Origin of the sequence: Neobacillus sp. NPDC093127 (assembly GCF_044754175.1) — a bacterium.
Taxonomy (GTDB): Bacteria; Bacillota; Bacilli; order Bacillales; family Cytobacillaceae; genus Neobacillus.
The window spans coordinates 219,594-240,688 of record NZ_JBIVOP010000002.1; the positions used below are offsets into that span (position 1 = coordinate 219,594).

Here is a 21,095-nt window from a genome sequence, read left to right on the forward strand (position 1 = left end):
GACTTATAGGCTGCCATATTGAAATGGTAGTACTAGGATGCGAAATCCTGCCTCAAAGGCAAATATACATTTCGCATAATACGCCGAGGGGCCTGTTAAATCAGGTCTAAGATATAGTCAGTGCCATGTCGAAAGCATGGAAACGCACGTCCCGCCGTCTCCACCAAATACATATTTGGTGGTTTTTTATTTGTTTTTTAATCCAAAAAAAGCTACCCTTTAATCAAATTAGGGTAGCTTTTTCATTAAAAAAGAATTGCAAATTAATGTGTCGTATTCATATTATTATTCGGTATCTGCGGCATCCCCTGTGCCGGTGCATAGGCATTAAGAAGCTGCTGCATATCCTGCTGGGCAAGCTGCGGCACCTGATAGTAATGGTGTTTATTTTGATAAATCGAGAGCTCGTAAGCCATCTCAATGCAATTTGGCACTGAATCGGCAAGCACGCGCCGTACTACCGGGTTGGTGACCTCACATGCTGCCATTGTTTTCATGGATGCTCCTGATTTGACAGAGCCAAGCATCATGCCGGAAACGCAAGCACATCGGTGAGTTCTGCTGGAGATTGCACCGGTTTTTTTGGCTGGGATGGTGTTAACCCATAGATAAAGTCATTCCCCTGGTTCATTTTATAGCTTTGTGTCGGTTTTGAAGGGTTCTGGCCCGACTTGAAACATTCCACTGTGATGTTGTATTCCTCTTGCATAAATTGATATTGGCGATCCAGAATATCCAGTAATTCTGGGTCTTTTACGTGCTGGCGAAGCAGCATGTACGAATCCATCGTGCCAATGGCTCCTGAAAGAACTTCATGGACATCAAATACTTCATGACCGCCGTGGTTCATTTGCGGCGGCACAGTCCCTGTATGCATATTTTGGTGCGTTTGTCCCTGTTGATTTTGCATCATCAATTATCTCCTCCTAACGGAATTGAACAACCATAGTTATTATGTTTCAGAAAACGGGAGTTATTCAACGACTTGCCTAATGATTTGTTTGTTTAAAATGTAATACCATGTCAATAATGACTAATTAGGGGGTCTCCGCATAAAAAAGGATTAAAACTTGATTTAATGCCCGGAATCATTTAGAATTAACCTTACAAAAAACGGAAGGGTGACCTTGGAACGATGATCTTATAATCCTATTTCTCATGAAAAAAATATAATCTTTTTTCTGGATAGGATTAGTCTGTACTTTTATACAAGTCGATAAGATCATAGTGTCCCCTCACGCCGGGATATTTTGCCGCTTTGAAATTGTATTGTGCCGCCTCCTGCCAGAAATTTACGTAGGAGGTTTTTATATGGAAAATAACATAACCCAACCCGCACCACCTGGTGGTTTATTTCGCAACAGAGTCTTTCTTGCGATTATTATGTCGGGATTGTTTTTACAGATAGGTATTTGGGTTCGGAACTTTGCCGTTCTCCTGTTTGTAATGGAACAGACCAAAGGCGATGCGTTTGCCGTCTCGATGATTTCAGTGGCTGAATTTGCGCCAATCTTTATATTTTCTTTTATCGGCGGGACCTTTGCTGACCGCTGGGCACCGAAAAAAACAATGGTCTGGTGTGATATTTTGAGTGCAGTATCCATTTTTGTCGTGCTCATCACACTCATTTTCGGAACGTGGAAAGTCGTGTTTTTCGCGACGTTAATCTCAGCGATTCTCTCACAATTCTCCCAGCCATCAGGGATGAAATTGTTTAAAATGCATTTGTCGGCAGACCAAGTGCAACAAGCGATGTCTGTCTATCAAACTGTCTTTGCTTTATTTATGGTACTTGGCCCGATTATTGGAACATTCATTTTTCAATCGTTTGGAATTGATATCTCAATTGCTGTTACCGGCACGGCTTTCTTGCTTTCAGCCGCCGCACTTGCTTTCCTGCCGAAGGACCGTCCATTAGAAGAAGTGGGTGAATCCACATTACTGCAGGAAATGAAAAGTGGAGTTAAATATGTTTTAGGGAAAAAAGAATTAAGTCTTTTAGGACTATGCTTTATGGCTGCCGGGCTCGGAATTGGCTTCATTAATCCGTTATCGATTTTCCTTGTCACTGAACAGTTAAACCTTCCAAAGGAAAACCTTCAGTGGCTGTTTATGGTTAATGGTGTCGGGATGATTATTGGCGGGGCCGCAGCGATGATTTTTGCGAAAAATGTCCCGCCGCAGCGTCTGCTTGTTTTTGGAATGCTCGTTAATGGCATCGGCATCGCTGTTATGGGCTGGTCGACAAACCTCTCGATAACACTGATTGCCGAGTTTTGTAACGGTCTAATGATGCCATGTATTCAAATTGGGATAAACACTCTGATTTTACAAAAAACAGAAGAGGCTTTTATCGGCCGTGTCAACGGTATCTTAAGCCCGCTTTTCGCCGGATCAATGGTCATAACAATGAGTGTCGCTGGTATTCTAAAGGAGCATTTTTCATTGGTAGCCACGTTTGAAACATCCGCCGTCTTGTTTCTCATCGGTTTGCTCTTCATTTTGCCAATTTATAATCAGAAACAGCAAGCTAAACCGGAAATCCTCGGTTCTAAATAATAAAGCAGAGAATCATACCTCTCTGCTTTTTCCTTTATTGAAGGACAATTGCTCCTGCTCCTCATCCGCCATTTTTCTTTTGGAAATACAACTAAGGGCTTAGTTTAAGAATTAGTCATCTAGTCCATTTTTTATTGAGCTCAAATCGAGTATAGTATTATTTTAAGAAAAAATTAAGAAATGGTTAAGGACTATTTAAAGCTAATTAAACGATAATAGTACAGTGCACCTAGGAAAAAGTAATGAATCAGGAGTGAAACATAAATATGTCTATTTCGCAATTAAATGTTGATGTCTTTCGAGCAATTAATGATATAGGGAAAGAACATGCCTCCCTAAATCCAATCGCCATTTTCATGGCCGATTACATGATCTTTGTTTTAGCATTAGGTATGCTAGTTTATTGGTTTACACAAACCAACAAAAATAGAATGATGGTAATCCAAGGTGGAGTTGCTTTTGTGCTCGCTGAAGTCCTGGGGAAAATTGCTGGAACCATGTATTACCATAACCAGCCATTTGCTGAGCTGCCACATGTAAACCAGCTTATTGCCCATGCGGTCGACAATGCGTTTCCGAGTGACCATTCGATTTTGTTTTTCTCTGTCTGTTTTTCGTTTTTTCTCGTTCGGAAAAAAGAAGGGTGGCTATGGCTTGTTTTCGCTTGCATCGTAGGGGTCTCCCGGATTTGGGTCGGCGTTCACTATCCTGGCGATGTGTTAACCGGCGCTCTTATTGGAATCGTTGCCGCACTAGTTGCTTATTGGATAGTTCCAAAGCTTGGGTTTGTGAAAACTGTCCTTACGAAATATGAAAAAGTAGAGCAATCGTTATTGCCGGTAAAAGCGAAGGCTGACGACAAATCGAAAAATTTCTAAAAAAGAAAAACCTCTTTGAACCTTGATTCAAAGAGGTTTTGTTGTTTTTCTCCAGAATGAAATGTAGTTAAGGACTGACCAAGTCATGTAACAAGGAAAGCATAGTAAGAAAGATTAACCCGCAAAAAATGGAAAAGGCCGACCGTAACCACGTCCTGTCTACCCAAGAAAACAGAAATGAAGCACACAAGCTAAACCAAACTATCACCGTCAAAATGATAAAACCATCTAAAAGATAATAAGGAAGCCATTTCCAATAAACAAGTCCTCCCAGACAACAACTTAGAAATAATGGTGCAAACACATCCCAGCCATGTTTGATCACCGGTTCACTTGAAGCTTCAAGCGATTTTGCCGTAAGCAGCGGATAAAGAAAATAGGGGAGCACAAAACCGAAACTGGTGCCTGACACCAATCTCCTTGCATTGTTACTTTCAAAAAGGTGTATATAGGAGCCAAGACCGTCAACCATTAACGGCGCCATTAATAATAGAAGAATGAAGCATATTTTTATCGAAGGAATCGTTATTATCGCTTTCCTTTTGAACAAATGCAAATAGGCAAGTGTTGAAAAAATACCTATATAAATGCCTGTATCACGTGCACAGACGGAAAGTGTTTCCCCCGATGCCTGGAGTGACCGGTCCTCAATTTGATGGCAGATTGCTCTTCCGAAGAAATGCAAAATATCGTGTAACAACTGAATCACTCCTATTAGAAAGAACCCAACGAATTGGGTTCTTTTCCGTGTTCATTGAACATTTAATAGCCACTCATAAACGCCGGCATGAGTGACAATGTGGAAGCGGCGAACCAACAGACACAGCTTAGAACAATGGAGACAATTCCAACAATTAAACAGGTTTTTCCAATTGCCTTCTTCTCAAGATCCTGATCATTCATCCAAATTATCCCTAAAATAAGGCCAACAACAGGAACGAAAAATGATAAAATGTAAAGCAGAGCTTTTTGCCCACCTGACACAAAACCACCTCCATAAAAAAATAAAACAAACCTGTTCGAAAAACCTTCTTCAATGATATTTATGCCGGTATTGTACCAAACTTGCCTATCTATTTTTTGTAAATTCTTAATAAAAACCCCCCATTATTCCCAAATTTCGGTTATTATGGTTATAAGAGATCTTTAGGAAAAACGTGTGAATAAAATGGACAGTTTAGGGAAAATAAGACAGTATCAGCTATATTTCTACTATTCTTACTATTTTTTTAATAATATTGTAATATTTTTAATAGATTAGTAACATTTTAGGCGGACTTTCGTCTATAATGAAGGAAGAAAATAAAACCATCAAAGAGGGATAGAACCATGGGGAAACTAAAGAGCGGTTGGACAAGAGGGACAGTCATTATCATTGTTGCGATTGGATTCTTGTTTGCAGGGATATTTGTGAGCAACTATTTTCAGGCAAAAGCTGCAAGCGGACCTAGTAATCACCAAAAAGATAACTCTATTAATCGGGCAATAGCAAAGGGTCCATCACCAGAAACAATCATAATGGATACAACGGACGCAATACTAGAAAAAGAACGGATTCAAACACTCCAAGAGCAAGCGAAAATATGGAGAAACAAGCAAGAACATGTGCCAGAAATTACTACTAACGATAATACAGCCGCACAGCCTTCCAATAACGAAAAAGAAACTCCACCAGCAAAGGAATCCGATGCAGCAGAGCAAGGCCAGAATAGAACGGAGCAGCAAGGGAACAATAAGACGGTTTATTTAACATTTGATGATGGTCCGGCGCCATTTTCCGGTGATATCATCGCGCTTCTAGAAAAATACCAATTTAAAGCAACCTTCTTTATGCTTGATGGGAATATTCGCAGTTATCCAGATGCAGTAAGATTGATGGTTTCAAAGGGAGAAACGGTCGGTCTTCACAGCGTAACACATGATGTGAGAAAGTTTTACGCTTCTGCCGATTCAGTTATCGCTGAATTAACGCAGAATCGCAACACATTGAAAGAAATATCCGGTATCGATTCGTATATCATGAGAACGCCATATGGCAGTGTTCCGAAAATGACGGCTGAATATCGAAAAGCGGTTAATGATAATGGATATATCATGTGGGATTGGAATATTGACAGCAGGGATTGGGATTATAAGGATTCACGGTATGTCAGCAGTGTAATTAACCAATTAACGAAAATGACCAACCACAATGAACCAATCGTGATTCTTTTACACGAAAGAAAAGAAACACTTGCCCATTTGCCGGCGCTTCTCGACTATTTAAGTAAAAATGGCTATGAAGGTAAAGCAATCGACAGCTCGATGGCGCCTTATCAATTTAAGGTAAGATAACCTTTTAAAAAGGACAAAATAACAACTGATTTGCTATAATAAAGATAGGTAACACTTGGTTCATAGTAAAAAAAATGGGGTTCGATAATTGCCTATGATAAATAAAATTTTGCAGAGCAGCGGTTTCAAAAGAATTTCAATTTTTGTTGTCATTGCAGTCATTATTTATGCGATGAGAAGCATGATTAATTTGATTTTGCTAACATTTATTTTTGCATTTTTAATGGATCGGCTCGTCCAATTCCTTGGAAGGAAAATTCCCCTAAACCGTAAGTTGATTGTTATCATTTCGTATGCCTGTATTGTTGGTTTGCTCTCCTATGGCTTGATTATGTATTTGCCAATGATTGCCGGTGAGATTACGGCATTAATCAAGCAGCTAACAGCCTTTTACACATCGAAGCATGATAACCTTGTTTTAAATTATATCGTGAAACGAATTGAAGAAGTCAAAATTTCCAGCTATTTAGAACAGGGTGTTACGTTCTTATTAAAGTATTTTACCGATATTAGTAAAATTACCTTACAAGTTCTCTTAGCACTTTTGTTAAGTTTATTCTTCTTACTGGAAAAGCCACGGTTAGTTGAATTTACAAAGAAATTTAGAACGAGCAAAATTGCCTCGATTTACGTTGAAGTTGAGTTTTTTGCCAGTAAATTCGTAAGAACGTTTGGAAAAGTAATTGAAGCGCAATTAATCATTGCTCTGGTAAACTGTATTCTAACAACCATTTCCTTATGGCTGCTTCATTTCCCGCAGCTGGGCGGCTTATCGATTATGGTTTTCCTGTTGGGGCTTATCCCTGTTGCCGGCGTGATTATATCGTTAATTCCGCTCGTTATTATTGCTTATAGTATCGGCGGCTTGATGAAGGTTCTATATGTAGGTATTGCGATTGCAATTATCCATGGAGTCGAGGCCTATATATTAAACCCAAATTTAATGAGTTCCAAGACAAATCTGCCTGTCTTCTATACGTTCATTGTGTTAATTTTCTCCGAGCATTTCTTTGGTGTCTGGGGACTGATTGTCGGGATTCCGGTATTCGTCTTCCTATTGGATGTCTTAGAAGTAACAGAAACTAAAGAAGTCTAACGAAAAGGTCCTCGATTATTCTTGGGCTTTTTTATTTTTGCTCATTTCTGTTATGCTAAAGTTATTACCTAGCCAGGAGGGATTAGCATGAGCGAATGCAAGCTGAATCATTCACTTGAAGATGTAATAAGTAAATACGAATCACAAGCGGCATTTTTACCGGAAGAAATGAAGCCATTATTTGCACAGTTTTTTGCAAAAGAACATACACAGGAAATCCTGAATGAAGTGTTCCATTTGTTGAAAAAATATGATTTGGCCACCGAGGATGAAAAAAGTGAACGAACAAACCGCTTAAACATGGTTCTGGAAAACTTATAGATAAAACCAGCGCTCCGCCCCTTTTCATTTAAAAACTGACCCCCACGATATTGGGGGTCTTCTAAATTTTCACAATTACATATCTTCTTTTTTAATGAAATATCGTTTTTTAGAAAATAGTAAGGGTAGGTCATTTTAGGAACAGAAAAGAGGATTCGATGGGAGAAATATTTCAGCTTTTAAAACGTGGCAATAAATCAGCGATGCTGGCAGCGATTATTAATACGGTCATTTCCATTATTAAAGGTACGGCTTATATGTTTACTGGCAATGTTGCGATGTTTGCGGAAACGATGCACAGCCTTGGTGATGCTGCCAACCAGTTTTTTGTGTTTGTTGGCTCAGCCTTAAGTAAAAAGGCGCCGACTGAAAAATTCCCTAATGGGTTTGGACGCTTAGTAAACCTCGTCCTTTTAGGTGCCGTGTTAATTGTCGGCATTATGGCGTTTGAAACGATTCGTGAAGGCTGGCATCATGTTATTCATCCAACGAAGTCAGACGGTTTTATCATCAATATTATTGTTTTAGGGGTTTCCACTCTCCTTGAAACCTTTGTTCTTTTTAAAGCAATGCGGGAAATCCTGCATGATCTTGAAATAGAAGCAAGTGGCACGGAAGTGTTTGTAAAAACATTTGCCAATTTAAGAAGAGCAAAACCAGCAACGAAGCTTGTGTTTATGGAAGACCTTGTTGCGACATTGGGTGGTCTGCTGGCAATAATTGCTGTGGTCCTATCTCATTTCACGAAATTCCATCAGCTGGAAGGAATCGCCTCGATGCTGATTGGGGCAATGATGTTTTTCGTCGTTGGCAAAGTCTTTTTAGATAATGCTGCCGGGGTTATTGGCCAGGCTGATGAAGAAATGGAAGACAAAATTGGAGCACTGGTCATGGCGGATCCTGATGTTTTGGATATCCAAGGGATTACCGTGATTAAAGAGGGCGAAGACCTTCACGTTGAATTGGAAATTGAGGTCGATCCGAAATTAACGGTGGCGGCAGCAGACGATATTAAGGACCGGTTAGAAGAAAAAATTATGGCCGAAAAAGGCGTTGTCGATGTAACGATTGAGTTTGATGAAGAAGATGGAGTGATGACCTGGCAGAATCGCAATGAACCAGATGCGAACTAACTATATCCGGTTTTGTGAATAAACCAGCTTGCCGCTTGGGAATCTATTCGTAAAGCACTTGTATAGGAGGAATCCAAAGTGGCTGAACACAGCATAAGATTATCTAGTTCAGAAATTGGCGGATTGTGGACTGTCTATCTTCAAGAGAATATGGCTGTATGTTTATTAACTTATTTCCTTCATCACAATCAAGATGAACAAATCAAGAAAATTTTGCAGCAAGCTCTTGAGATATCTGAGGAGCATGTTCAGCGAATCACGCGCATTTTTACTGATGAAGGTATCCCAGTCCCCGATGGATTTTCCGAAAAGGACGTTAATTTGTCAGCACCTCGATTATTTTATGATATGTATGGCTTGAGTTTTGTTTATTCAATGAACCGCCTGAGCATGATTAACATGAGTTTTATTACGGTGAATACAGCTCGGAAAGATGTAATGGAATTTTTTGTCTCAATGGTCCAGCAAACGTCGATGTTATATCAGCAAGCTACAACCTTAATGCTAGAAAAGGGAATCTATGATCGTCCGCCGATGATTCCATATCCGGACCAAGTGGAATATATTGAGAGTAAATCCTATGTGAACGGATTGGGGAAAAAAAGACCAGTCAATGCGGCAGAAATTACCGAACTTTTTTTTAATATAGAGCGAAATTATTTTTCTATTTTACTTTGTATGGGCTTGCTGCAAGTAGTCAAGGATAAAGAAATTCACAATTATATTAAAGAAGGTAAGGAAATTTCAGAAAAGCAAATTAAAACCTTTAATGACATTCTGATGAGGGAGGAATTATTAGGAAATATAAGCGTTAGCATGGAAGTAACTGATTCGACTGTTTCACCATTTTCAGACCGGCTTGTTGTAACGCTTTTCAACTCTTTGAATGCGATTGATGTCACGATGATTGGACATGCCTTGTCACTCTCCATGCGAACGGATCTAGCTGCTTATTATGAAAAGTACATTTTAGAAATTTTACTTTATTCCGCAAAGGGATTTAAGCTTATGGTTGATCGCGGCTGGATGCAAAAACCGCCCCATGCACCGGATCGAAGAAAACTGCAAAAAATTTAGGTTCGCGGACATTCGCGAACCTTTTGGCGCTTGCGCTTTTCTTATTCCCAAGGCTTAGCGGTTGTGAAATAACTCGCCAGCTCTCTGCTGCTTTTCCTGTGGAGTTTCCGTTTTTCGGCCCGTTCGTGTCCAGTTTCGTAAAGCTTTTTTTCTTCTTCTGTTTCAGGAATAATCTTCGGGACTGCTGTCGGTTTCCCGTTGTCATCAAGGGCAACAAAGGTCAAAAAGGCGGTAGCGGCAATTTTTCGATCACCAGTAATCAAGTTTTCAGCAATAATTTTCACAAAAACTTCAATAGATGAAGTGCCTGTCCAGGTAACGAATGATTCGAAACAAACAGAGTCCTGTGGTGTAATTGGGCTAAGAAAGTCAACTGAATCAGTCGAGGCGGTGACACACTCTCTTCGTGAATGCCTTGTTGCCGAAATCGAGGCAAGCATGTCGACATCACTCATCAGCTTCCCGCCAAACAGTGTATTATGGTTATTGACATCATTAGGGAAAATCCTGCTGCTTCTCACTACTCTTGATTCATTACATGTTTTAGCTTCCATCTATGTCCCTCCGGATTCTCTTTTTGAAAATAACTAAACAGTCACAGTGCATAATCTCCATTGTCTCTAACAACAATCCTATTTTTACCAAAAAGAGCTTTTGTAATCAAAAAATTTTCCATATTGCGATTAAAATGGAGTAGCCCACTGTTTCTTCATCCATAATAAACCCATGAATGAAGAAATGGAATAGAGGAAGATGTGATTAGACCGTGAAATGGAAAATGATTGTATGGTTTACCTCTCTTATTATTAGTACAGCAGGATGCCGAAATAATCCAATATTACTACCTCAGAATCATCAAGTTTCCGCACATTTCGAAACGAAACAGAATGAAACCAACTTGCAGCGAAAGATAAGAACCTATCTAATGGCAAACCACTTAAACGGGAGTGTCGCTATTGTAAAGGATCAGCAAATCATTTTCCATGAGGGGGCTGGGTTTGCAGATTTTCAGCAGCGACTCGCAAACCAGCCAGCGACGGCCCATCCGATTGCATCGATTACAAAGTTAATTGTTGCCGCTAGTATTATGCAGCTCGAGGATAAACAGAAATTATCGATTCAAGATGCGGTGGCAGCTTATATTCCTGACTTTCCAAATGGAAAGAAAATAAAAATCATTCATTTATTAAACCACACGTCCGGAATCGATACTCCTCGCTGGCAGCCTGGTAATCCGAAGCCGGAAGAAATAGTGAAGAAAATAGCTTCAAAACCGATTCGATTTCCAGCAGGGACCGAGTGGGATTACAATGATATCAATTATTTGGTCCTCGGGCTTATTGTCGAAAAAGTATCGGGGCTGCCGCTCCATGAATATATCCGAAAGAATATCTTTACCAAGGCTTCGATGCGCCATTCGGGTTTTATTACCGAAGAGCAAGCGGCTGCCCATTATTCAACTGGCTATCTTAAATTTGGGACTCATTTGATCCCGGACAAGCCCCTGAAGACCGATGTCCTTTTTGGCTGTGGAGATATTTATTCCACTGTTCTTGATATATGCCTTTTCGATCAGGCGTTAATGAATGGAAAGCTTGTTTCCAAACGCAGTTTGAAAAAAATGCTGACTCCGGGTACAAAATCAAAGTATGGTTTAGGCCTCTATGTTACAACTGACAAAGTGTATAGCCGCGGTGTCGTTGGCGGCTGGGAATCGCTGCATGTTTATTTTAAAAATAATACCGCGATGGCGATCTTACTGAATGTTCGTGACAAAGAGATTGATATCCATCAGGTATCAAATGATCTTTATAAAATGATAAGTGAGGCTCCCAGTAAATTTTAGTGAATGACCTGCGTTTATGTTACAGTACATATATCAATGAATTTAACTAGGGGGCTCAAGTAATGAGTTTGCAAGCACAGATTATGAAGGAGTTACATGTCAGCTCGAACATTAATCCGAACGAGGAAATCCGTAAACGGGTTGACTTTTTGAAACAATATTTGTTGAAAACGAAGGCTAACGGATATGTGTTAGGAATCAGCGGCGGTCAGGATTCCACACTTGCCGGACGGCTGGCGCAGCTTGCCGTCGAGGAGCTGCGGAGTGAAGGGACAGAAGCTGTATTTATTGCGGTCCGCCTTCCCTATGGTGTCCAGCAGGATGAGGAGGATGCCAAACGTGCATTGGCATTTATCCGGGCTGACCGTGATCTGATTTTTAATGTTAAGGCGGCTGTTGATGAAGTGCAAAAAGAATATGACACCGAGGCCGGCCACCTTAGCGATTATCAAAAAGGCAATGTTAAGGCAAGAATGAGAATGATTGCCCAATATGCCGTCGGCGGCATGGAAGGGCTCCTGGTCATCGGCACAGACCATGCGGCAGAAGCAATCAGCGGATTTTATACAAAGTATGGCGACGGCGGGGCGGATATCCTTCCATTAACAGGCCTGACCAAACGGCAAGGAAAAGCCTTGCTCATCGAGCTTGGCGCCGAGGAACGCCTCTATTTAAAGGTACCAACAGCAGACTTGCTCGATCAAAAACCCGGTCAGGCCGATGAAACCGAACTAGGCATCAGCTATGATGAACTGGACGATTACCTTGAAGGAAAGACGGTGTCACAAGCGGCTGCCGAGAAAATTGAAAAGCGCTATATTGTCACCGAACATAAACGTCGGCTTCCTGCGAGCATGTTTGATGACTGGTGGAAATAATCTTGAAACGAGAGATTGCCATACAAGGCAGTCTCTTTTTATGGTCATCCACCAGGAAATTATAGATTCATTTACATTGATAATTCAGTTCTCTAAAGGCGAACGAAAGTAAACCAAAACGAAATGCTATCAGCTTAACCTATCAGGATTTCCTGATAGGTTTTTATTTTTCCAATAGGGGTAAAATAATATTGAATCTTGAGGTTATTTTCTTTGACAGAAATTTAGGGATGTAATAAGATGATTAAATCCGAGAAAAACAATCAGAATTGAGGAGTTTGAAAAATGAAAAAATTATCCGTCCTTTTTGCACTATTATTAAGCTTTATGTTCATTTTGTCAGCATGTGGCACAAGCGGTAACAAATCCACTAACGATAACAAGAAAACAGGAACCAATCAGTCTGCAGATTTATTGGAAAAAGTAAAAGCAAATGGAAAGATCTTAATTGGAACAGAAGGTACATATGCTCCATTTACTTTCCATGATTCATCTGGAAAACTGACTGGCTTCGATGTCGAGGTTGCTGAGGAAGTGGCTAAGCGTTTAGGAGTGAAAGTTGATTTCAAGGAAACGCAATGGGATTCCTTATTTGCCGGCCTTGATGCGAAGCGATTCGATATGATTGCCAACCAGGTGGGAATTCGTCCAGACCGTCAAGAAAAATATGATTTCTCTGATCCCTATATCTCTTCAGCGGGTGTCCTTATCGCTCATAAGGATAATGATAAAGTGAAAGCATTTGAAGACATTAAAGGGTTAAAGGCAGCTCAATCACTAACTAGTAACTATGCAGATCTGGCAAAGAAATATGGCGCTACTCTTGTCGGTGTAGAAGGCTTTACCCAAGCTGTCGATTTAATCGCTTCGAAGCGTGTCGATGTACACATCAACGATAAGATTGCCTTTTTAGATTTTAAAAAGCAAAAGCCTGACGCACCGGTAAAAGTTGTTGCAACGGAAGCTGATGCTTCACACAGTGGCTTTATGTTTAGAAAAAATAATCAAACTCTTGTCGATGCAGTAAACAAAGCTTTAAAAGACATGATTGATGATGGCACTTATAAAAAAATCTCTGAGAAATGGTTTGGTGAAGATGTACTTAAATAGTATTTTTGCTGACCCGGAAAGAACAGCAAGATTAGTTGATATTGCCAAAACCTCCCTCCGGCCGCTGCTGGAGGGTGCTGTTATGAACACGATTCCCTTAACGATTATTTCATTTATTATTGGCTTGATTTTAGCTGTTCTAACAGCGCTCGCCCGGATTTCACATGTGAAGTTCTTTCAAATCATTGCGAGAATCTATGTTTCAGCTATCCGGGGAACGCCCTTATTGGTACAGTTATTTATCATTTTTTATGGTCTTCCGAATATCGGGGTAACCATCGATCCATTTATTTCGGCCGTCATCGGTTTTTCCTTAAGTGTAGGAGCTTACGCCTCGGAAATAATTAGGGCTGCAATTCTTTCAATCCCAAAAGGACAGTGGGAAGCGGGCTATTCGATTGGAATGTCATATACCCAGGCGTTAAAAAGAATCATCCTGCCGCAGGCAGCGCGAGTATCCCTGCCGCCATTATCAAATTCGTTTATTAGTCTTGTAAAAGATACTTCACTCGCGTCCGTAGTCCTTGTAACCGAGATGTTCCGCCGCGCCCAGGAAATTACGGCGGCAAACTATGAATTCTTATTAGTCTATTCCGAGGCCGCACTTATTTATTGGGTGATTTGCTTCTTCCTTTCGGTGCTGCAAGGGTTTATGGAAAGAAGATTGGATCGGTATGTGTGATTTGAAGGTAGAAGACAGGTGTTAGAGGTGGGACCAGAGGGACTCGGCGAATGGCTGATTTTTTCTGTTCCAGCCATTTTAACCTTTTACAGGGGAGTTTTACGATGATTTCAATTAAAGGTTTATATAAGCAGTTTGGTCAATTAGAGGTTTTGAAAGGAATTAACCTAGAGGTCAAAAAAGGCCAGGTCATTGTGGTGATTGGACCGTCCGGATCCGGGAAGACGACAATGCTGCGCTGTTTGAATGTGCTGGAAACGCCGACAAAAGGGGCGATTTCCATTGAAGGACAAAGCCTTGATTTTTCTAAGTCGGTTCCGAAGAAGTCTGTCGCGTCCTTTCGCCGTTTAACAGGAATGGTTTTTCAAAACTATAATCTTTTCCCTCATAAAACAGCCCTTGAGAATGTGATGGAGGGTCCTGTGATTGTGAAAGGTGAGGATAAAACGGCAGTAAGAAAAAAGGCACAGGCACTGCTTGAAAAAGTAGGTCTTGGCGACAAGATCGATTACTATCCTGCCCAGCTTTCAGGAGGTCAGCAGCAGCGTGTCGGCATTGCCCGCGCATTGGCTATGGAACCGGAGGTTATGTTGTTTGACGAGCCAACTTCCGCCCTCGACCCCGAGCTGGTAGGCGAAGTATTGAAAGTAATGAAAGATCTCGCCTTGGAAGGAATGACAATGATTGTCGTCACCCATGAAATGCGCTTTGCCCGCGAAGCAGCGGATGAAGTTATCTTCATGGACGGCGGTGTCGTCGTCGAACGAAACAAGCCTGAAGAGATCTTCACCAATCCAAAAGAGGAACGAACAAGGAAGTTTTTGAATATGATTCAGTAAGGTGTTATAGCCAGGTGCTATGGCACTTTTTTTTGACTTCGCCTTGCGCGAAATGTGTCGAAAGTTGTTAGGTTCTTTGGCTTGTAGAAAATGATAAAATATAGGTGAATAATGAAACTTTTTTCTTATTCATCCGTATTACCAAATATACATAACACAAAGGAAGGGGAAGAGGCTATATGCTTAATTTTTTCTGAAATCTTTCCTTTGGATGTATTATCCTAATCAAAAGAAGGAGTGATGTTGATGGAGCCTTTTAGCATTCCTTTAGAAACTATTTATTTGTATGGATTAATTATTTCAGGTATTTTAACGGTTTTATATGTTCTGTTTGCCGATGTGTTTCATTTTAATGGAACTGGGGACGGGGGGCTGCACATCCTTAATCCTGTGCTGATCTTTGCCTTCGTGACCATCCTGTCTGCAAGCGGCTACTTGTTTGAACGGCTATCATCACTACATTATTTACTCATTTTAGGAATCTCAGCAGTTGCCGCATTTATTGTGGTAACCTTATTAAATGTCTTTGTGCTTGTACCATTGTCTTCTGCGGAGGAATCGCTTGTCTATAAAGAATCGGACCTGCAAGGCCGAATCGGGACAGTCATTACCTCAATCCCAGCGGATGGCTACGGTGAAGTGATGATTGAGAGTACAAGTGGCAGAATTGCCAAACCAGCTGTAAGCTTTGATGGTGACCAAATTCCTAATGGAACAAACGTGCTTGTTGTCCAAGTGAAAGAAGGCGTGCTCCAGGTTACGGTCCACCATCAATTAGAAAGTTATATATAGATAAGGGGGAAGAGAAAAATGGATTTTAACATTATTTGGGTCATCGTCGGGATTGTCGTACTTATTTTCCTAGCTTTAATTGGTGTTTTTATCACGAAGTACAGAACAGCAGGACCGGATGAGGCATTGATTGTCACCGGTAGTTTTCTCGGAAACGGGAGTGTCCACGTGGACGAAGCCGGAAATAAAATCAAAATTATTCGCGGCGGCGGCAGCTTTATTTTACCAGTATTCCAACAAGCCAAACCGCTTAGCTTACTTTCAAGTAAGCTTGAAGTAACCACACCTGAAGTTTATACCGAACAAGGTGTACCGGTGATGGCCGATGGTGTCGCAATTATTAAAATCGGCGGTTCGATTAGCGAAATTGCCACAGCAGCTGAACAATTTCTCGGTAAGCCAAAGGAAGACCGTGAGAATGAAGCAAGAGAAGTCCTTGAGGGTCATTTACGGTCGATTCTTGGCTCCATGACAGTCGAAGAAATTTACAAAAATCGCGATAAATTTTCCCAAGAGGTCCAACGGGTTGCCTCGCAGGATCTTGCTAAAATGGGCTTAGTGATTGTATCATTTACGATAAAAGATGTCCGTGACAAAAATGGCTACCTTGATTCACTTGGTAAACCGCGGATTGCTCAAGTAAAACGAGATGCCGATATTGCGACCGCTGAGGCAGAAAAAGAAACACGGATTAAAAAAGCTGAAGCTTCTAAGGAAGCGAAACGTAATGAATTAGAACGGTCAACTGAAATCGCTGAAGCGGAGAAAGTGAATCAGTTGAAAGTCGCTGAATTCCGCCGTGAACAGGATATTGCTAAAGCGAAAGCTGACCAAGCCTATGATCTTGAAACTGCAAGATCAAAACAGGATGTCATGGAACAAGAAATGCAAATCAAGATTATCGAAAGACAAAAACAAATTGAGTTAGAAGAAAAAGAAATTCTTCGTCGTGAACGTCAATACGATTCTGAAGTGAAGAAAAAGGCCGATGCCGACCGTTACTCGGTTGAGCAATCTGCGGCAGCGAACAAGGCAAGGGAAATGGCAGAAGCGGAAGCCAATAAATACCGAATCGAAGCAATGGCCAAAGCGGAAGCCGAACGGATTCGCCTCGATGGCCTCGCAAAAGCAGAGGCACAAAAGGCACAGGGTTCAACAGAGGCCGAGATTATCCGCCTAAAAGGTTTGGCAGAAGCGGAAGCGAAAGAAAAGATCGCCGAAGCGTTCGAGCAATTCGGTCAAGCTGCGATTCTCGACATGGTCGTCAAAATGCTTCCTGAATATGCGAAGCAAGTGGCAGCTCCATTATCCAATATTGATAAAATCACTGTTGTCGATACTGGCGGCGGCTCGGGTGAAAATGGCGGCGCCAATAAAATCACCAGCTATGCAACCAATCTCATGGCAAGCCTCCAAGAGTCTTTAAAGGCATCAAGCGGTATTGATGTTAAAGAACTCATCGAGAATTACTCCGGAAAAGGCAATGTGAAACGGAGCATTGAGGAATTGACTGACGAGATTATGAAGAAAGACGAATAAGCACACAAAAAATCCTTATCGAGATTCGGTAAGGATTTTTTTGTTGTAAAAAAATAAGCGCCCCAACGATCGGGACGCCCTTACTATTTTAAAAAAAAGAGAGGTTAAATTTGGGATGAGTAAGATGGTCGAAAGCCATGTACTGCATCGATGAGCTGATAACCAAAAGCATGGGGGTCCTTACGTTATCGACTCTTTCCTAACTACAATGACATCATAGCGAGAAAGATTGAAGATGTTATGAAGAAGTTGTGGTGAATTTGTGAAGTTACAAACATCACAGACCCAAGGTGATATAGTAAAGATATGGGGAGTGATAATAATGAAAATATTATTAGTTGACGATGAACGTAGAATTATAGAAGTTCTCGAAGCTTACCTTGAAAGAGAAGGCTATGAAATTCATAGCGCTGATAATGGAATTGATGCCCTGAAAAAGGCGAAAACAATAAACCCAGACCTGATTATTTTAGACTTAATGCTGCCCGATATTTCCGGCGAAGAGGTTTGCAGGCTGGTGCGGAAAGAATCGGATGTTCCTATCCTGATGCTGACCGCTAAATCGGCCGAGGATGACCGCATCAACGGTATCGTCATGGGAGCCGACGACTATTTAACCAAACCATTCAGTCCAAGGGAAGTTGTCGTTCGCGTTCAAGCGATTTTAAGACGGGTGAAAAAGACGGAAAAGGTCGAACGGCTTGAATTTAACGGCAGGAAACTAGCAATTGATTTAATAAAAAAAGAAGTAACCATCCTTGGTGACTCCATTACCTTGACACCGATTGAATATAAACTGTTAACCAATATGGCGGTCAATCCCGGCCGCGTCTACAGCCGGATGGACTTGTTAGAAAAAATTCAGGATGAAGGTATGTATTATGAAGGCTACGAACGCAGTGTTGATACCCATATAAAAAACCTTCGGAAAAAAATTGAAACAGACTCAAGGCAGCCGAATTTTATCGTGACCGTTTTTGGAATGGGCTATAAATTTGGAGGGGTACTAGATGCTGCAAACGCTCCGGTCTAAAATCCTTTTTTATTTAGTGCTCATCTCGATGATCGGGATTTTGATTGTCAGCTTTTTTATCCAATATGGGTTTGAAGAAAGCTTTAATAGCTATTTAGACCGCAATCGGGAAAAAAAGATTGATAGAATTATTACGGAAATTGAGAAGGATTATCGAAAAAACGGCCATTTTACAAGTGACCCGGTGTTTGGGTTTCTCCATGAGCATGCGATGACCGATCAGCTCTATTTCCAATTGTATGATCGTTTCGGGCAAATCCAAATGGACTCCTCCAACATTCGCGGCATGTTAAATAGCCTCGGGTTAACAGAACCGGCACCGGTTGGGGAGGAGTGGCACTCCAAAACCTATACACTAAAAGTCGATAATGCGATAATCGGAAGGCTCGTCGCCATCTATCCGAAAGGCCTAATTGACGATGAATATACCTTTATTCAAACAATCCAACTATACATTTATGCAGCCGTTTGCTTGACGATTGTGCTCGCCATTATCTTTAGTATGCTTTTTTCAAAAAAATTAACTTCAGGTTTGAAAAAGCTATCATTTGCAGCGGGTGAGCTCCGGCAGCATAACCTTGATATTCGGATTCCATTGTCGGGATTACCAACAGAGGTAAAACAAATTGCTGTTTCTTTCAATAATCTTGCCGAGTCACTCGCAAAGGAAGAAATGCTCCGCAAGCAATTTACCGGCGACCTCGCCCATGAACTACGGACACCGCTGGCGACGTTAAGAAGTCAAATCGAAGCCTATCAGGACGGAATATGGGAGCCGACACCCATTCGTCTGCAGACAAGTCATGAAGAGCTGATGCGCTTAGTCAGGCTCGTTAATGAATTAGAAAAACTGCTTGCAGCAGAGAACCCGCAAATTCGACTCGAAAAAATAGAGTTGGAAGCAGGAAGTGTGCTGGCGGCATTATGGGAGATATTTATGCCGTTGTTTAAGGAGAAGGGCGTTGGACTTCAGATTGAAGAACCGCCACAGGAGGAAATGTTTGAGGCGGACAAAGACCGCTTAATGCAAATCCTCTCAAACATCTTAAATAATGCGCTGAAATATACACCGTCAGGAAAAAATGTCACGATCTCCGTGGTGACGGAAAAGGAAGGCTATGTCGGCTTCAAGATTCAAGATGAAGGATCGGGAATGAATGAGGACGACATCCCCCATATTTTCGAACGCTTCTACCGCGGCGACAAATCGCGCGACCGCAAAACAGGCGGCGTCGGCATCGGACTCTCCATCGTAAAAGCGTTGATGGATGCCCACAGAGGGGTCGTCAAGGTGAAAAGCAGATTGAATAAGGGGACTAGCATTACGTTGTGGTTTCCACAGGAGGACTAAAGCTTACCCTATGTTGAAAAAAGATATAACGGGGATTTTAAACTAAGGTCGCCAATTAATTGCTTGGCGACCATTTTGTTTATTAGATGAAAAGGGGGGCGTTGGGCATAAATTAACTTTTATGGTAAGCGGAGCGCTTTTTTTTCTTTTTTGTGACCGAGGAGCTGCTTTTTTTTCCTTTAACGATAACAAATAATTTTTTTTGTGACCGAGGAGCCGCTTTTGTTCCTTTAACGGTAACAAATAATTTTTTTTGTGATCGAGGAGCCGCTTTTTTAACCTTGAACGGTAACAAATAAATTTTTGAGTACCCGAAGCGTTTATCTCTGGTACTCTGCGTCCAACACAGTGCCCGCGCACCCTAATTCTTTCACGAAACGGGCACTCTGAGTGGTTCACAGTGCCCCCGCACCCTAATTTTTTCACGAAACGGGCACTCTGAGTGGTTCACAGTGCCCGTGCACCCTAATTCTTTCACGAAACGGGCACTCTGAGTGGTTCACAGTGCCCCCGCACCCTAAATTTTTCACGAAACGGGCACTCTGAGTGGTTCACAGTGCCCGCGCACCCTAAATTTTTCACGAAACGGGCACTCTGAGTGGTTCACAGTGCCCGCACACCCTAAATTTTTCACGAAACGGGCACTCTGAGTGGTTCACAGTGCCCACCCGCCACGATTTTTTCGCAGATTGGGGCACTCTGAGCTATTCAATGTGTCTGCGCGCCCTAATTTCCCCCAAAATCCTGGCGTTCAAACCTATTTTCTGGTAAATATTTACAGCATTATCTAAAAAGGAGCCCCTTTTTCTCACTCACTTAGTAAATCTTTAATATTGTACACTTTCCCATTTTCAATATTGCCGCTAAGAACCAAATCCACTAAAGCGTCAGCAACCACATCTGCAGCAAGCAGCATATTTTTTTCCTTATATTCGATAAATTTTTCTAAATCCCTAAAGGCTGTCTTGGAAGAGGATCTAATCGTTTCCTGCATATTCGTATCCATGATACCGGGACTGAAGGCGATTATCGTATTGTTGGTTTTCAATTCCACTTGCTCTAAGGCAGCCGTTTGAGTGAACATATTTATGCCTGCCTTTGAGCTGCAATACACACTCCAGCCTTCAATCGGGCGGACGGCTGCACCTGAGGTTACATTAATAACCTGAATCTTTGTATTCGTTGATTGTGCTTTATTAAAAAATAAATTGCTGATAAGAATTGGCGCTATTAAATTTACCTGGATGTTGCTAATTATTGGTGTTTGATCTAAATTTCCAACCGTTTCGATCGGCTCAACCACACCGGCATTATTAAATAAAAGAATTTCATGTGGTTCCTTTTGAAAAAGACTATGAGCAATTTCCATAAAAACTTCCTGTACTTCATTTTCTAACGAGAGGTTGCAGGAATAATGCTTATAATAAAGGTCCTTTTCTAAAGCCAGCTTTTTGATTTCTTTATTTTCAGTTCGGGATACAGATACAATTGCGATTTGTTCGTGGATAAGCCGTTGGGCAATCGCCTCACCTAACCCTTTAGATGCCCCGGTAATAACTGCATATTTCATTGAAAAATTCCCCCTTAGAACCTAGCTACATTTATTTTAAGCTTCAAGAAATTTTTA

The 21,095-nt window shown here is 41.3% G+C and carries 20 protein-coding genes and 1 pseudogene; 16 read left to right on the plus strand and 5 right to left on the minus strand.

What is annotated here, in order from left to right; all coding sequences use genetic code 11:
* Positions 1 to 263 precede the first annotated feature (263 nt).
* Positions 264 to 910, minus strand: a pseudogene (locus ACIQCO_RS04230) (spore coat protein).
* A gap of 401 nt (positions 911 to 1,311) precedes the next feature.
* On the opposite strand from ACIQCO_RS04230, the gene ACIQCO_RS04235 reads away from it, so the two are divergent.
* Positions 1,312 to 2,559, plus strand: a complete 1,248-nt coding sequence (locus ACIQCO_RS04235; protein WP_400426299.1) for an MFS transporter — start codon at positions 1,312 to 1,314, stop codon at positions 2,557 to 2,559.
* Positions 2,560 to 2,825: 266 nt separating this feature from the next.
* Positions 2,826 to 3,437: an undecaprenyl-diphosphatase gene (locus tag ACIQCO_RS04240; protein WP_400426302.1), complete on the plus strand. Its 612-nt coding sequence runs from the start codon at positions 2,826 to 2,828 to the stop codon at positions 3,435 to 3,437.
* A gap of 67 nt (positions 3,438 to 3,504) precedes the next feature.
* Here the strand turns inward: ACIQCO_RS04240 and ACIQCO_RS04245 are convergent, their stop codons facing one another.
* Both ACIQCO_RS04245 and ACIQCO_RS04250 read right to left on the minus strand, forming a co-directional pair.
* Positions 3,505 to 4,137 (minus strand): DUF2085 domain-containing protein, encoded by a 633-nt coding sequence (locus ACIQCO_RS04245; protein ID WP_400426304.1) that lies wholly within the window; start codon positions 4,135 to 4,137, stop codon positions 3,505 to 3,507.
* 62 nt (positions 4,138 to 4,199) lie between these two features.
* Positions 4,200 to 4,421, minus strand: a complete 222-nt coding sequence (locus tag ACIQCO_RS04250) for a hypothetical protein (protein WP_400426306.1) — start codon at positions 4,419 to 4,421, stop codon at positions 4,200 to 4,202.
* A 345-nt stretch (positions 4,422 to 4,766) separates the two neighbouring features.
* On the opposite strand from ACIQCO_RS04250, the gene ACIQCO_RS04255 reads away from it, so the two are divergent.
* The 5 genes from ACIQCO_RS04255 to ACIQCO_RS04275 all read left to right on the plus strand — a co-directional run bounded on the left by ACIQCO_RS04255 (position 4,767) and on the right by ACIQCO_RS04275 (position 9,398).
* The gene (locus ACIQCO_RS04255) at positions 4,767 to 5,771 is read left to right on the plus strand and encodes a polysaccharide deacetylase family protein (RefSeq protein ID WP_400426308.1); all 1,005 of its coding nucleotides are present in this window, start codon (positions 4,767 to 4,769) and stop codon (positions 5,769 to 5,771) included.
* Between the two features lie 94 nt (positions 5,772 to 5,865).
* Positions 5,866 to 6,867 (plus strand): AI-2E family transporter, encoded by a 1,002-nt coding sequence (locus ACIQCO_RS04260; protein ID WP_400426312.1) that lies wholly within the window; start codon positions 5,866 to 5,868, stop codon positions 6,865 to 6,867.
* Between the two features lie 87 nt (positions 6,868 to 6,954).
* Positions 6,955 to 7,188: a group-specific protein gene (locus tag ACIQCO_RS04265; RefSeq protein ID WP_066091558.1), complete on the plus strand. Its 234-nt coding sequence runs from the start codon at positions 6,955 to 6,957 to the stop codon at positions 7,186 to 7,188.
* 158 nt (positions 7,189 to 7,346) lie between these two features.
* The gene (locus ACIQCO_RS04270; RefSeq protein WP_400426315.1) at positions 7,347 to 8,321 is read left to right on the plus strand and encodes a cation diffusion facilitator family transporter; all 975 of its coding nucleotides are present in this window, start codon (positions 7,347 to 7,349) and stop codon (positions 8,319 to 8,321) included.
* Positions 8,322 to 8,399: 78 nt separating this feature from the next.
* Positions 8,400 to 9,398: a DUF3231 family protein gene (locus ACIQCO_RS04275; RefSeq protein WP_400426317.1), complete on the plus strand. Its 999-nt coding sequence runs from the start codon at positions 8,400 to 8,402 to the stop codon at positions 9,396 to 9,398.
* Between the two features lie 41 nt (positions 9,399 to 9,439).
* Here ACIQCO_RS04275 and ACIQCO_RS04280 read toward each other — a convergent pair whose 3' ends face one another.
* Positions 9,440 to 9,952 carry an acyl-CoA thioesterase gene (locus ACIQCO_RS04280; protein ID WP_400426319.1) on the minus strand — a complete coding sequence of 171 codons (513 nt, stop codon included), beginning with the start codon at positions 9,950 to 9,952 and terminating at the stop codon, positions 9,440 to 9,442.
* A 212-nt stretch (positions 9,953 to 10,164) separates the two neighbouring features.
* Between ACIQCO_RS04280 and ACIQCO_RS04285 the strand changes: the two genes are divergently transcribed.
* The 9 genes from ACIQCO_RS04285 to ACIQCO_RS04325 all read left to right on the plus strand — a co-directional run bounded on the left by ACIQCO_RS04285 (position 10,165) and on the right by ACIQCO_RS04325 (position 19,468).
* Positions 10,165 to 11,244: a serine hydrolase domain-containing protein gene (locus tag ACIQCO_RS04285; protein WP_400426321.1), complete on the plus strand. Its 1,080-nt coding sequence runs from the start codon at positions 10,165 to 10,167 to the stop codon at positions 11,242 to 11,244.
* Between the two features lie 62 nt (positions 11,245 to 11,306).
* Entirely contained in the window at positions 11,307 to 12,122 is an 816-nt protein-coding gene (nadE, locus tag ACIQCO_RS04290) for an ammonia-dependent NAD(+) synthetase (RefSeq protein ID WP_400426323.1), read from the plus strand.
* A 285-nt stretch (positions 12,123 to 12,407) separates the two neighbouring features.
* Entirely contained in the window at positions 12,408 to 13,232 is an 825-nt protein-coding gene (locus ACIQCO_RS04295) for an amino acid ABC transporter substrate-binding protein (RefSeq protein ID WP_400426325.1), read from the plus strand.
* Entirely contained in the window at positions 13,219 to 13,914 is a 696-nt protein-coding gene (locus ACIQCO_RS04300) for an amino acid ABC transporter permease (protein ID WP_400426573.1), read from the plus strand. The genes ACIQCO_RS04295 and ACIQCO_RS04300 overlap by 14 nt, the downstream gene beginning before the upstream one ends.
* A 104-nt stretch (positions 13,915 to 14,018) precedes the next feature.
* Positions 14,019 to 14,753 (plus strand): amino acid ABC transporter ATP-binding protein, encoded by a 735-nt coding sequence (locus ACIQCO_RS04305; protein WP_400426327.1) that lies wholly within the window; start codon positions 14,019 to 14,021, stop codon positions 14,751 to 14,753.
* A gap of 246 nt (positions 14,754 to 14,999) precedes the next feature.
* On the plus strand, positions 15,000 to 15,545 hold the full coding sequence (locus tag ACIQCO_RS04310) for an NfeD family protein (RefSeq protein WP_400426329.1): 546 nt from the start codon (positions 15,000 to 15,002) through the stop codon (positions 15,543 to 15,545).
* Positions 15,546 to 15,563: 18 nt separating this feature from the next.
* Positions 15,564 to 17,084 (plus strand): flotillin lipid rafts scaffold protein FloT, encoded by a 1,521-nt coding sequence (locus ACIQCO_RS04315; protein ID WP_400426331.1) that lies wholly within the window; start codon positions 15,564 to 15,566, stop codon positions 17,082 to 17,084.
* A 322-nt stretch (positions 17,085 to 17,406) separates the two neighbouring features.
* Entirely contained in the window at positions 17,407 to 18,117 is a 711-nt protein-coding gene (locus ACIQCO_RS04320; protein WP_400426333.1) for a response regulator transcription factor, read from the plus strand.
* Positions 18,095 to 19,468, plus strand: coding sequence for a sensor histidine kinase (locus tag ACIQCO_RS04325; RefSeq protein ID WP_400426335.1), 1,374 nt, complete (start codon positions 18,095 to 18,097; stop codon positions 19,466 to 19,468). Before ACIQCO_RS04320 ends, ACIQCO_RS04325 begins: the two co-directional genes overlap by 23 nt.
* An 808-nt stretch (positions 19,469 to 20,276) precedes the next feature.
* On the opposite strand, the gene ACIQCO_RS04330 is transcribed toward ACIQCO_RS04325, so the two are convergent.
* Complete coding sequence (locus ACIQCO_RS04330) at positions 20,277 to 21,038, minus strand: (S)-benzoin forming benzil reductase (RefSeq protein ID WP_400426337.1); 762 nt, start codon at positions 21,036 to 21,038, stop codon at positions 20,277 to 20,279.
* Positions 21,039 to 21,095: the final 57 nt, after the last annotated feature.

Bases quoted from the DNA above. Each gene is read 5' to 3' on its own strand.
- ACIQCO_RS04235 (WP_400426299.1), top strand. From the start codon at position 1,312: ATGGAAAATAACATAACCCAACCCGCACCACCTGGTGGTTTATTTCGC.
- ACIQCO_RS04240 (WP_400426302.1), top strand. From the start codon at position 2,826: ATGTCTATTTCGCAATTAAATGTTGATGTCTTTCGAGCAATTAATGAT.
- ACIQCO_RS04255 (WP_400426308.1), top strand. From the start codon at position 4,767: ATGGGGAAACTAAAGAGCGGTTGGACAAGAGGGACAGTCATTATCATT.
- ACIQCO_RS04260 (WP_400426312.1), top strand. From the start codon at position 5,866: ATGATAAATAAAATTTTGCAGAGCAGCGGTTTCAAAAGAATTTCAATT.
- ACIQCO_RS04265 (WP_066091558.1), top strand. From the start codon at position 6,955: ATGAGCGAATGCAAGCTGAATCATTCACTTGAAGATGTAATAAGTAAA.
- ACIQCO_RS04270 (WP_400426315.1), top strand. From the start codon at position 7,347: ATGGGAGAAATATTTCAGCTTTTAAAACGTGGCAATAAATCAGCGATG.
- ACIQCO_RS04280 (WP_400426319.1), bottom strand. From the start codon at position 9,952: ATGGAAGCTAAAACATGTAATGAATCAAGAGTAGTGAGAAGCAGCAGG.
- nadE (WP_400426323.1), top strand. From the start codon at position 11,307: ATGAGTTTGCAAGCACAGATTATGAAGGAGTTACATGTCAGCTCGAAC.
- ACIQCO_RS04295 (WP_400426325.1), top strand. From the start codon at position 12,408: ATGAAAAAATTATCCGTCCTTTTTGCACTATTATTAAGCTTTATGTTC.
- ACIQCO_RS04300 (WP_400426573.1), top strand. From the start codon at position 13,219: ATGTACTTAAATAGTATTTTTGCTGACCCGGAAAGAACAGCAAGATTA.
- ACIQCO_RS04305 (WP_400426327.1), top strand. From the start codon at position 14,019: ATGATTTCAATTAAAGGTTTATATAAGCAGTTTGGTCAATTAGAGGTT.
- ACIQCO_RS04310 (WP_400426329.1), top strand. From the start codon at position 15,000: ATGGAGCCTTTTAGCATTCCTTTAGAAACTATTTATTTGTATGGATTA.
- ACIQCO_RS04315 (WP_400426331.1), top strand. From the start codon at position 15,564: ATGGATTTTAACATTATTTGGGTCATCGTCGGGATTGTCGTACTTATT.
- ACIQCO_RS04320 (WP_400426333.1), top strand. From the start codon at position 17,407: ATGAAAATATTATTAGTTGACGATGAACGTAGAATTATAGAAGTTCTC.
- ACIQCO_RS04325 (WP_400426335.1), top strand. From the start codon at position 18,095: ATGCTGCAAACGCTCCGGTCTAAAATCCTTTTTTATTTAGTGCTCATC.
- ACIQCO_RS04330 (WP_400426337.1), bottom strand. From the start codon at position 21,038: ATGAAATATGCAGTTATTACCGGGGCATCTAAAGGGTTAGGTGAGGCG.